This window comes from Prosthecobacter sp., from assembly GCF_044373815.1.
In the GTDB taxonomy this organism is placed as follows: Bacteria; Verrucomicrobiota; Verrucomicrobiia; order Verrucomicrobiales; family Verrucomicrobiaceae; genus Prosthecobacter.
Map to the genome: position 1 here is coordinate 1 of NZ_JBIPNG010000175.1, position 12212 is coordinate 12212.

At 60.1% G+C, this 12212-nt stretch carries 10 protein-coding genes; 9 read left to right on the forward strand and 1 reads right to left on the reverse strand.

The features are described 5' to 3' along the window. From ACIREA_RS15255 to ACIREA_RS15290, 8 genes are all read left to right on the forward strand, one after another. A partial coding sequence (locus tag ACIREA_RS15255) for a sulfatase/phosphatase domain-containing protein (protein ID WP_397383145.1) occupies positions 1–244 on the forward strand: 244 nt, incomplete at its 5' end. Positions 245–287: 43 nt separating this feature from the next. After that, on the forward strand, positions 288–1400 hold the full coding sequence (locus ACIREA_RS15260; protein ID WP_397383146.1) for a hypothetical protein: 1113 nt from the start codon (positions 288–290) through the stop codon (positions 1398–1400). A gap of 31 nt (positions 1401–1431) precedes the next feature. Beyond that, the gene (locus ACIREA_RS15265; protein ID WP_397383147.1) at positions 1432–2136 is read left to right on the forward strand and encodes an SGNH/GDSL hydrolase family protein; all 705 of its coding nucleotides are present in this window, start codon (positions 1432–1434) and stop codon (positions 2134–2136) included. A 49-nt stretch (positions 2137–2185) separates the two neighbouring features. Then, positions 2186–3067 (forward strand): metallophosphoesterase, encoded by an 882-nt coding sequence (locus ACIREA_RS15270; protein WP_397383148.1) that lies wholly within the window; start codon positions 2186–2188, stop codon positions 3065–3067. Between the two features lie 9 nt (positions 3068–3076). Further along, positions 3077–4408: a leucine-rich repeat domain-containing protein gene (locus ACIREA_RS15275; protein ID WP_397383149.1), complete on the forward strand. Its 1332-nt coding sequence runs from the start codon at positions 3077–3079 to the stop codon at positions 4406–4408. Between the two features lie 35 nt (positions 4409–4443). Next, positions 4444–7992: a DUF1592 domain-containing protein gene (locus ACIREA_RS15280; RefSeq protein ID WP_397383150.1), complete on the forward strand. Its 3549-nt coding sequence runs from the start codon at positions 4444–4446 to the stop codon at positions 7990–7992. 14 nt (positions 7993–8006) lie between these two features. Next, positions 8007–9023: a BPSS1187 family protein gene (locus ACIREA_RS15285; RefSeq protein WP_397383151.1), complete on the forward strand. Its 1017-nt coding sequence runs from the start codon at positions 8007–8009 to the stop codon at positions 9021–9023. A gap of 55 nt (positions 9024–9078) precedes the next feature. Beyond that, positions 9079–10365, forward strand: a complete 1287-nt coding sequence (locus ACIREA_RS15290; protein ID WP_397383152.1) for a DUF1552 domain-containing protein — start codon at positions 9079–9081, stop codon at positions 10363–10365. Positions 10366–10776: 411 nt separating this feature from the next. On the opposite strand, the gene ACIREA_RS15295 is transcribed toward ACIREA_RS15290, so the two are convergent. Continuing rightward, positions 10777–11571 (reverse strand): helix-turn-helix domain-containing protein, encoded by a 795-nt coding sequence (locus ACIREA_RS15295; RefSeq protein ID WP_397383153.1) that lies wholly within the window; start codon positions 11569–11571, stop codon positions 10777–10779. Between the two features lie 179 nt (positions 11572–11750). On the opposite strand from ACIREA_RS15295, the gene ACIREA_RS15300 reads away from it, so the two are divergent. Next, positions 11751–12212, forward strand: a 462-nt coding sequence (locus tag ACIREA_RS15300) for a DUF1587 domain-containing protein (RefSeq protein ID WP_397383154.1), incomplete at its 3' end; no start/stop codon positions are given.

Sequence of the window (12212 nt, forward strand, 5' to 3'; positions counted from 1 at the left end):
GAAGTCCGCCGCCGTGACCACCATGGGAGAGGGCAACCACACCGTGCGAACCGAGCGCTGGCGCTACATCCGCTATGCCGAGGGCAGTGAGGAACTCTACAATCACGAGAGCGACCCTCACGAGTGGACGAACCTCGCGAGCAACCCTGAGTTTGAATCCATCAAGACTGAACTCCGCCGGCACCTGCCGGCTAATAATGCACCCCGTAACCCCGCCCAAAGCAAGGCCCGAGGTAATGAGTAAAACAAACCCGCCAAACAACCTCACATCATCTGGAAGCACCCCGATGAAATACACCCTCATCACCTTCACCGCCCTGCTGCTCGCGCCGCTGGCCGCGCTGCACGCTGACGACATCGAACTCACCGAAACGGTCCAGCTTCCGGAATGTCATAGTGTCAACTGGGTGCGAGATTGGGTGAAAAATCATCCTGAGTTGGTCGGTGCAGGCTGGGAGCAATTGCAGGATGCATCCAGGTCGGCGGCGGGGAAGCCGGCTCCTCGGAGTTGGGTCTGGAACATCTCCGAGGCTCAATGGTGCGAGGCCGTGAAGCAAAAGGGCGAAGGCAAACGCGAGGAGGTGAAACTCCAACTCTGGCTGCCCGCTGGCGTGGAGGTGATCAAAGGCGTCGTCGCCGTCTCCGGCCACGGCAGCGGCGAGTCACTTTACCGACATCCCGCACTGCGGAAGCTCGCGGGCGAACTCCACCTAGCCATCTTCAAGTTCATCGGCAACCCGATGCAACGCGGCTTTTGGCCGAAGAGCTTGCTTTACCAGCAGCTCAAAGAGTTTGGCGTGAAGACGAATCATCCGGAGTTGGAACATGCGCCGTTGTTCCTCTACGGCCACTCCAGCGCCGTCGGTTTCTCCGCGCTGTTCGCCGCCGAGCAGAGTGATCGTGTCTGGGGATGGGTGGCCATGCGCGCGGGCTACACTTTTCAAATCTATCAACCTGGCGCGGCGAAGGCGCCTGGGCTGGTTATGTTCGGTGAGGAGGACAAATACTTCGCCAATGATCATCGGGCCGAAACTCTCGCCCTCGTGCCGATGATGCGAAAGCATCACAACGCACCATGGAATCTCGTGGTCGAGCCGAAGACCGGTCACGGTCCCGGCGCGAAAACCTGGCCGCTGGTGTTTTCGTTTCTGCGCCACAGCTTCGCCGCACGCGTGCCGGCGGATGCCGATGCGCGCAAGGGGCCGGTGAAGCTCAACACGCTCGCCACCGAGAGCGGCCATCTCGGCCAGAACTGGGATGTAGCCAAAGGCGGCCATCAGAATCTGTCCATCGCGCCGTTTGCCACATTCCCCGGCGACAAGGCGACAGCCTCATGGCTCATCAACGCCGCCTACGCCGCCGACTGGCAGGCGCTTCAGCGCGATGGTGCAGTGCGATAGAATCGTGCCCCCCCGTGAGTTCCCTCCACCCATGAAACACCTCGCCCGCCTTTTCTCACTCATCGCGCTGCAAACCTTCGCCGCCGACAAGCCCGTCGAAACCGATCCACGCCTGCATTCCGACGGCAAGGGATGGAAGCTCAATCAGGCGACCATCACCGACCCGAAGCGCCCGCGCGTGCTGCTCATCGGCGATTCGATCCTCAGCGGTTACATGGCGCAAGTGATCAAGTCGCTGGATGGAAAAGCCTACGTCGATGCCTGGGTGAATCCGTATTGCCAAAGCGAGAACCTCAATAACACCGTGCTCCCCGAGGTGCTGGCGAAAGGGCCGTATGACGTGGTGCATTTCAACATGGGACTGCACGGCTGGCCGGAAGGGCGCATCAAGCCCGGCACCTTTGAGCCGCTGACTAGTGGCTATGTGGATGCCATTAAAGCGAAGCTGCCAAAGGCGACGATCATCTGGGCCAGCAGCACGCCCGTGTTGCTCGAAGGTGAGGTGAAGAAGCTCGATCCTGTCATCAACGCGAACATCCTCGAACAGAATCGCATGGCAGCCAAAGTGATGGCCGAAACGAACGTGCTGGTGAGCGACTTCTACGCGCTGCTGGCGGACAAACTCGAACTCGCCCGCGGTGGCAAAGACAAATTCCACTGGAACGCGCCCGCCTACCAGATCCTCGGCGAGGCGTGTGCACAGTCGGTTTCAAAAGCCCTGCCGAACGCCAAATGATGATGAACCCGACAGAACTGAGACTCCACCGTTCCACCAACCACATTCGATGATGAACTCTATCTCGCGACGCTCCTTCCTCCACTGCGGTGCCCTTTGCCTCGGCGGTCTCACGTCTTCCTCCATTCTGGCTGCCGATGCTGCCACGAAGCCTCTCTTCCGTATCGGTCTCATGACCGACCTGCACTACGCGGACAAGGCTTCGACGAAGACGCGTTTTTATCGCGAGGCGTTGGGCAAGCTCGATGAAGCCGTGACTGCCTTTAACCAGGAAAAGCCTGCCTTTGTGATCGAACTCGGCGACCTCATCGACAAGGCGACGACGGTGGAGCAGGAGCTGGAGTGGCTGGGCACCATCGAGAAGCACTATGCGCAGCTTTCGATGCCGAGGCATTACGTGCTGGGAAACCACTGCGTGACCACGCTGACGAAGGAGGAGTTCGCCGCGCACACAGGCATGTCGAAGACACCGCACTATACTTTCGAGAATGCGGGCGTGACGTTCATCGTGCTCGATGCCTGTTATCGCGAGGACGGCGTGGCGTATGGGCGGGAGAATTTCGACTGGAAAGACACCGCCATCCCGAAGCCGGAACTGGACTGGTTGCAAACGCAGCTCGCAACGGCCAAGGGCCCCGTGGTGATCTTCGCGCATCAGCGACTGGACGACAGCCCGTCACACAATGTGAAGAATGCGGTGGCCGTGCGCGCCGCGCTGGAGAAGTCCGGCAAGGTGCTGGCGGTCTTCCAAGGGCACTCGCACAAGAACGATTACCAGCAGATCGCTGGCATCCACTACTGCACGCTCGTCGCGATGGTGGAAGGCAGCGGCATCGAGAACAGTGGCTATACCTTGCTCGATGTGATGCCGGACCACTCGCTGCGGCTGCACGGCTTTCGCCGTCAGGTGAATCGCGAACTTCCTCATTAAGCCTGATTCATGAGCACTCTCGTGCCTTCTCCGATCCAAATCCTTCTGACTTCTGTGTCCATCGTGCCTCGGTGGTTCACCATTGCCGCGTCCCTGAGCTCTCTTGTCGCCAGTCATGCAGTGCTCGGCGCCGAATCGCCTAAACCGGGAACGGAACCAGCCGCAAAACCGGTTGCCTCGCGCTATGCGGAGCAGGCGAAGGGAGAAAACTCGGCGGAGATGCTTCGCATGTTGGAAGCGGGCAAGGTCGAAGGGCGTCGCGACTCGCTGACTTTTTTTCGCTGGTCTGGCAACCCGCCGAAGTTGTCGCATCTCGGATTGTGGGGGCCGAAGGTCACGAATGAGATCTTCGCGCTTACTTCGACGATGCCGGATCTGGCGTTCCTGAGCGTGTATGAGACGGCCATCGACGACGATGGCGTGCAGGCACTGACCAACCTGCCCAATCTTCGCTATCTCTCCATCACGCCGATCATCCGCTATGAGAAAGCGGGCTTTGGCGCACCGCAGTGGTCTTACCCATTTATGAAGCCTGTTGCGGGGCGATCACGCGTCACGGGCAAAGGACTGCGCACGATCGCTTCGATTGCGAGTTTGGAAGGCTTGGATTTGCTCGATTCGCAGTTGTCATCCGGCGACCTCGCCTCGCTCGCGTCTTTGCCGAAGCTCGGCAGCTTGAGCCTGCCTAACGTGCTTGATGATGAAGCCGTGAAGCACCTCCAGGCATGCCGTCGGCTGAGTTCGCTGACGCTCGGCCACCGCGAGATCACGGCTGGTGAGTTGCAGCGTCTGGCGGCGTGGAAATCCTTGCGCAAACTGACTCTCACCCACGCCCGGCTTTCCGATGCAGCATTGAAAGCTTTGTCGAATCTCGAAACGGTCCAAAGCATCGAGTTTCTCGACTGCGGCCTGACCGATGAGCATCTGCAACACCTGCACGGCTCCCCGAAACTCACGGAGCTCTCTTTTCAGCGCAACGAAATCAACGGCCCCGGCCTCACGCATCTGGCCAGACTCAATCTCACCACGTTGGACTTGGGATTTAACAATATCCGCGACCAGACGCTCGAGCATCTCCTGCCGCTGACCAGCCTTGAGAATCTGTGGCTGGAATACTGCACTGGAGTCACCGACCAAGGCATCCGCAGCGGCACGCTCCAAAAGATGACCCATTTGAAGCAGCTTCGTCTGCGCGGCATGAAGAAGGTCACGGACGCGACCTTCGACGACCTGATCAAATTCGGCCACCTCGGGAACCTCTCGATTCGGGAAACCAATATCAGTTGGGAGAGTGTGGACCGAATGAAACTAGCCATGCCGAAGACCGTTGTCTTTAAGTAAGTTTTCCGAGCGTCCGTCACGTGAACTCTTCCGCCATGCCCCCAATGCTCCGTCACCTTCTACTAACCGCCGCAGTTCTACTTTCGCCGCTCACCATTGCCACCGCCGAGGAAGCTACGCGTGCCGTCATGCAGGAGAAGCACCGCGCATTGTTCAAAGAGCATTGCATCTCCTGCCACGGCGCTGAGAAGCAGAAGGGCAAGGTCCGTGTGGATGATTTGCCTTTCACCATCACGAACATCGAGACGGCGGAGCGCTGGCAGAAGGTGCTCAACCAAATGAACTCGGGCGAGATGCCGCCGGAGGACGAGAAGCAGGTGCCGAATGTGGCGAAGACAGACTTTCTGGACGATCTCTCCAACGTGATGGTCGCCGCGCGGCGCAACCTGGGGGATCAAAACGGTGTCATCACCATGCGGCGGCTAAACCGGCGCGAATACAAGAACACGCTGCGCGAACTGCTCGGTGTGGACATCAATGTGGCCGAGCTTCCGGGCGACACAGGCACAGGCGGCTTTGACACGTTTGGGTCGAACCTCTTCATGTCGGCCAACCAGTTCGAGCAGTATCAGTCGCTCGGCCTTCAGGCCCTCGACGAGACGTTCACGCGCTTCGCGGCGGCGGATGAGGAGCGCAGCCTGCACGTCGAGGCTGAGGAAAACAACGTGCGCATCCGCAAGAACTACCAGGAGCAGCTCGACGCCCTGGAGCGCGGCACGAAGTGGGCGAAGGCGGTGGAGGAAGCCGCTGCGAAGCCTGAGAATGCCGCCGTGGTGGCTGCGATACGCAAGGACGCGAAGAATGATGACTTTTTCCGGCGTGACTGGGCGAAGATCAAAGGCGCGCCCGCGCCGGAGGACTTCGGCTTCAAAACGGTGGAGAACAACGCGGACAAGGCGAACCGCGCGCTAGGCTATGGCACCAAAGTGGGCGTGGGTTACATGCGTCCGTATCACGAGCGTTACCTGAAGCAGCCGCATCTCGACACCGGCGCTTATCTCACCATCAGCGCCAGCGATCTCGGGAATGACAATTTCCCGATCCTCGTGCCCTATAACTGGCCGATTGGCGATTACACCGTGCGCTTGCGCCTGGGTCACATCCCACAATCGGCGCCGGAGAGGCGCTACATCGAGTTCGGCACCAATCCGCGCAACGGACCGCCACTGAGCACGCACGCGGTAAACGGCACCATCGAGCAACCGGAAGTGATCGAAATCCCCTTCACCCTCACAAAGGAGCATGCCGAGCGCAATGACCGTACGATCTTCATCCGCGAGAAAGGCACGAATGACCACTACCTGCGCACGCGGGAGATTTTCAACGCTGGCAAAGCGAAGAATGGCATCGGCCCGGAGATGGCTATCTGGGTGGACTGGATCGAGATCGAGCGCAAAACGGCGAACAAGAAGCCGCAAGTGCCTGAGACGGTGAAGTTTGGTATCGGGGACAATCGCCAGGTCGGCAGCACGACGGCGAAAGGTGTGAGTAAGGTTCGCTATGAGTGTGAGTCGGCGAATGAGAAGGTCAGCAAGTATGTGAAGGAGCAGATCGACGCCCGTGCGCGTGCCAATGCCTGGGTGAAGGCCGTGGATGAAGCCGCAGCAAAGCCGGAGAATATCCAGGCTGCCACGGAACTCCGAAAAACAGTCAAGCACCCGAACAACTTCCGACGCGAGTGGGCCAGATTCAAAGGCGCGCCCTCACCCGAGAGCTTTGGTTTCAAAACAACGGAGAACAACGCCGACAAGGCCAACTCCGCCCTCGGCGAGAACTGGCAGAAGTATCACGAATACTACCTTGGCCGACCTGCGCTGGATCGCGGTGCCTATCTCGGCACGCCGACGATGCATCCTGCGGTGATGGCTCTGGGCTTTTTGCAGCTTCCGGTGCCGGGCGAGTGGACGAGTGGAAACTACATCTTCCGCGTCCACATTGCCGCCGCAAAGGACGCGCGGCCGGAGCAGAAGTTTCTCGAAATGGGTATGCATCCGCGCAACGGAATGGTGCGCGCGACATTTGAAATCACCGGGACGATGGAGAAGCCACAGATCGTCGAGATGCCCTTCACGCTCACGAGCGCGATCACCGACGGTGGCGACCGCACGCTCTTCATCCGCGAAAAGGGCGCGTGGGACAATAACGAGGAAGGCGGACGCAAACGCAGCGAGGCGGTGAAGCGCAACGGCATCGGCCCCGAGGCTGTGTTGTGGATTGATTACATGGAAATCGAGCGCGTGAGCGATCCCGCCACGACTTCCCCAGCTCTGGCCGCGCTCGGCATTCCGCTGGGCGACACAGGCACCGTGATGACTGCGGAGGTGCGTCCGGCCATCGAGCGTTTCAGCGCCGCCGCCTTCCGTGGCATGGAGCCGCCCGCGAGCTTCGTGGACAAGCTCACCGCCATCTACGACACGAAACGCAAAGACGGAGCGAAGCATAGCGCGGCGCTGAAGGAAACACTCTCCGTCGTGCTCGCCTCGCCGATGTTTCTCTATCTCGCCGAGCCTGGACAGGAGGGGAAACGCCATGCTCTCACCGGCATCGAGATGGCGAACCGGCTCTCCTATTTCCTGTGGAGCGGGCCGCCGGATGCGACGCTGCTCGCGCTCGGCAAGAGCGGCGAATTGCTCAAGGCCGACGTCCTGACAGCGCAAACCAAGAGGCTGCTCGAAGACGAGCGCTCGCAGGATTTTGTGCATGGTTTTGTGCACCAGTGGCTGGGCATGGACCGCATCGATTTCTTCCAGGTGAACCGCTCCATGTATCCGCGCTTCGACGATAGCACGAAGCTGAACGCGCGAACCGAGGTCTTCGAGACCTTTGCCCATCTGCTGAAGCACAACGCGCCGCTCAGCGACCTGCTGAAGGCCGACTATGTGGTCGTGAATCACTTGCTGGCAGACTTCTACGGCATCGAAGGGGTGAAGGGAGATGCGTTTCAAAAAGTCAGCCTGCCAGCGGACTCGCCGCGCGGTGGATTGCTCGGCATGGCGGCGGTTCATTTCATGGGCGGCAATGGCGAGCGCACCAGCCCCGTCGAACGGGGCGCCTGGGTGCTGCGCAAGCTCATGAACGATCCGCCGCCGCCCGCGCCCGCGAACGTCCCGCAGATCGCCCGCCTCGCCGGCAAGGTGCTCACCACCCGCGAGCGCCTGAGCGCTCATCAGGAGGAGGCGCAATGCGCGAGCTGCCACCGCAAGATCGACCCTGTCGGTTTTGGATTGGAAAACTTCGACGCCGTCGGCCAATGGCGTACCGAGGACAGCTATCAGGTCATGGACGAAAAAGGGAAGCCGGTACCGAACGCGAAGAAGACCTGGGCCATCGAAGCCAGCGCCGCACTGCACAAAGGTCCCGCATTCAAAAACTACTTCGAGTTGCGCGACATCATCGCCTCGAAGTCGGACGCCTTCGCACGCGGCTTCAGCCAAACACTGATCGAATACGCGCTTGGCAGACCTGTCGGCTTCCGCGACGAGCCGCTCATCACCGAGATGCTGGCCGCCTCGAAAAAGGAAAAGCTCGGCGTGCGTGGGTTCATCCATGCGCTCGTCGCCAGTAAGGAATTTCACACCAAGTAATCGCATTCCACTCCATGAAACACCTCCTCATCACCTTCCTCATGCTGGGCAGCCAACTGCTCGCCGCCGATGGCCAGCGATATGACCTCTCCAAGCGCGCCAGCGAGATCGATCCGCGGGCCAAGGAGCACCCGGAGATCAAGTTCACTTTTACCGATGACAAAGGTAAACCCGCTGACCTCCAACACGCCGCAGTGGACACGCGCGTGCCTTCGCACGGGAAGCTCGTGATCTGGCTCATGGGGCACAATCAGGGTTTGTTTGAGCGCATCTCCAGCTACGGCTATCACGGCATCCAGCCTCATTACTCGAACGGTTGGTTCGCAGGACTCACCAAGACTCAATACGAGGACGGCAGCGGCACGGCGATCGGCAAAGTCCGCCTCGAAGCGGCCACGGGAGAGGATTTCAGCCCGCTGGTGAACATCCCGAAGCCCGACGGCATGATGGAGCGCTCGCTGCAGTTCGTGAAGTGGCTAGTGAAAGAGAATCCCGAAGGCAAGTGGGAGCAGTTCATCACCGACGACGGCAAGAACCTTCGTTGGGAAAAGGTCATCATGAGCGGCATCTCGCATGGCAGCACCACGGCGGCCCGTTTTGCCATGCATCAGAAGGTGGACCGCGTGGTGATGTTCTCCGGCCCGCGCGACAACACCGAGACCTGGCAGGGCGGAGCCTCCGCCACGCCATCGAACCGCTTCTTCGGCTTCTCCCATGTGCTCGATGGTGGCTGGGTCGCGGATCATTACTGCCGCTCCTGGCAATTGCTCAAGATGCACAACCACGGCCCCATCGTGAACATCGACGCGGCCAAGCCTCCCTATGGGAACACGCGCCGCCTCATCACGAACATTGACGTGAAGAACAACAGCGGACGTGCGCACACCATCGTCGTGCCTGGCGGCAAGGACGCGATGGGCCAGTGGGTTTACGATGAGGTCTTCCGTTACCTCTTCACGCATCCCGTGGATCAAAGCGGCCCCGCCGTGCCGATGGACGCGGACTGCGAGATGGACCAACGTCCGAAGTGAACCCGCCCCTGCCCGCCTCAATTTTCATACCAAGAACACCACTCGCCCAGCTCCTATGAATCCCCGCCGTCATTTCCTTCAATCCTCCACCGCAGTCATCGCGCTGCCGGTGCTCGAATCACTCGGCTTCCGGCGCTTTGCCTCCGCAGCGCCTGCGGCGACGCCACCGAAGCGCCTCATCTTCCTCGGCTTCGGCTGGGGCATCACGGAGCCGACTTGGTATCCCGACATCAAAAAGCCCGGTGCCGACTACGAGCTGCCTCTGGGCCTCAAACCGCTAGCACGGCACAAGGCGGACTTCTCCGTGGTGCAAGGGCTCTGGAACAAATACAGCAACGAGGGCCACTGGGGCAGCACCATGTGGCTCACCGGTGCGAACCGCTATGCGCAGCCCGGCCAGAGCTTTCACAACAGCATCAGCGCGGATCAGGTCGCTGCGGCGCAAATCGGCCAGCAGACGCGTTTTGCCTCCCTTCAGTTCAATAGCAGCGAAAGCGGCGACATGAGCGGACATGGGCCCGGCCTCTCGATGGCCTGGGACGTGAGTGGCAAACCCATCGGCGGCCAAAACGGTCCCGTAGCAGCGTTTCATCGACTCTTTGCCAAAGACACCACGCCCATCGAGCAGCAGAAAGCCATACTCGCGCAGAAGCGCAGCGTGTTGGACGCGGTGATCGACAACGCGAAATCGCTCCAGCGCGGTCTCGCCAAACAGGACAACTCGAAACTCGACGAATACTTCCAAAGCATCCGCGATATCGAAGTGCGCCTCGCGAAAGATGAACAATGGATGGGTGTGCCGCAGCCTAAGGCCCCCATTTCCGAACCGAAGCCCGACGTGGACGGACGTGAGGAGATCAAGCTCATCTACGACATCATGATTGCCGCCATGCAGACCGACAGCACGCGCGTCATGACCTTCCGCCAGCCCGTGGCCACACTGCTCACCGCCATGGACATCAAAGTGCATCCGCACGACATGAGCCACTACCACGGCGTGCTCGGCGAGAAGCTCGACGCATCCCAGCGCCGCGACATCGCCCAGAGCGAACTGCTCGCCGGATTCCTCGACAAACTCAAAGCCACCAAGGAACCCAACGGCAGCACCCTCTTCGACAACATCGCCCTCGCCTACGGCAGCAACATTCGCACCGGCCACGAACTCTCGAACTGCCCGACGATCATCACCGGTCGCGGCGCTGGCCTCAAACTCGGCCAGAACATCGTCGCGCCGAAAGACACCCCGCTCTGCAACGTCTGGCTCACCATGCTCCACGGCATCGGAGTCAATGCCGAGCGCCACGGCGACAGCACGGGAGTGCTAAAGGAGATCGTGGCGTAGGCTCACGCATCACAGAAAAAGCGCAGTCAGTTCGTTGGATGAACCACCATGCCCACCGCGCCGGACAACCACGACGCCCATGACTACGCCGAACGCATCCGCGAGAGGCTGCCGCGTCGGCTTCAGGAACTCCAGGAAGCGATGGGTTTGAGCAACGTCCACCCTAGCTCGTGAGCGTGGCATCAGCCGGGAATGCATGGGCAGGATCAAAGGCGGCTTCATTTACCTGACAGATGGCGAACCACAGAGCTATTGCCCTATACGCGCCTACTCAAGAAGCTCGGTGCGGCGATCCAGGAATGGAAGCCGGGACATTGAGTAGAACCATTCCACAAGGTTTTACTGCGGAGCATGAAGCTAACTCGCTGCCGCCCCAAGCTGGCGAATCCGCTGTTCACTTCATGGTTTGCGTCAATAACCCGAGAGCAGTCGCTGGCGGTAGCGGGCGGGCGGGACACCGTTCATTTTGGTGAAGAAACGGCTAAAGTATTGCTCGTCCGTGAAGCCGAGTTCAGCGGCGATTTGTTTCAGGGGTGTTCCTTTGTTGATGAGTTGCCGGATGATGGCTTCATTGAGGCACCTGTTCACGTAGGCTTTAGGGCTGAGGCCCATGGAGCGGGCAAAGGCGAGCGAGAAGGCGTGGAGGGTGGTGCCGTGGGCCTTTGCGACATCGGCGATGAGCAGACGGGCTCCGAGATGCTGCCCAATGTGACTGAGGGCATCACTGAAGCGAGCGTGTATCTGAAGGTGACGGCTGATGATTTTGTCCAAATCGGGGACGGCCTGGGAGATCCACAGGCCGAGTTGAGACTGAAGCCGGAGACAGGTGTTCGCGGTGGGTGGCTTTCCGGCCCGCCATGCAGTCTGCCACTCTTTTTGATTCCAGGCCCCAAGACAAACTGGGCGTCGTTTGGGCCAGTCCAGCAGCAAGTCAATGCCGGGATGCCATTCGCAGCGGAACATGAGGTAGAGGACCTCGTAGCGGCGGCTGCACTGGCGAATCATGGGCGTGTTGCCAGGAAACCAATAGGCTTGGCCAGGGCGGAGCTTGAGTTCTTTGCCGTCGAGGGTGACACTGGCGGTGCCGCTACAGACGAGGTTGATATGATGCAGAGCATCGCACTCTGCGCGACCTTGGGAACTCCACTCGGGGCCTACGTCGGCGTAGTGCAGGCCGATGATCTCGAAGCGGAGGCCTCGGCTCATTGACATGGGGACTGCCAGCGACGGTTCACTGGCGAGTGTCTCATGCTGGCGAAAGGGGAAAGGTCGGGTGGTGTTCCGGGTCTTCATGCGAGGTCTCTTGTTAAATATCTACAAGAGACGGCACTCTCCGTCCAACCTTCTGGCGCTAAAGTTTGCCATGCCATGGCGTATGAACATCCATGCGCCTGCTCCGCTTCGTTTTCTTTATTGCTGTCCTTTCCATCGCCACGGCCAAGGTGGGTGCGGTGGATCGTGCGGTGATGCCGGAAAAGCACCGTCCGCTTTTCAAAGAGCACTGCGTTTCGTGCCACGGCGCTGAGAAGCAGAAGGGGAAGTTTCGCGTGGATGAGCTGCCGTTCGCGATCACGACCATCGAGGTGGCCGAGAAGTGGCAGAAGGTGCTCAATGCGATCAATGCGGGCGAGATGCCGCCGGAAGATGAGAAACAGCCGGCCAAGGACGCGAAGGCTGATCTGCTGGAAGACCTCTCGCAGGTGATGGTGGCGGCGCGGCGCACTCTGAATGATTCGCAGGGTGTGATCACGATGCGGCGGCTAAACCGACGCGAGTATGCCAACACGATCCGCGATTTGCTGGGAGTGGAGATCGATGTGCGCAGCCTGCCTGCTGACAGTGGCGCG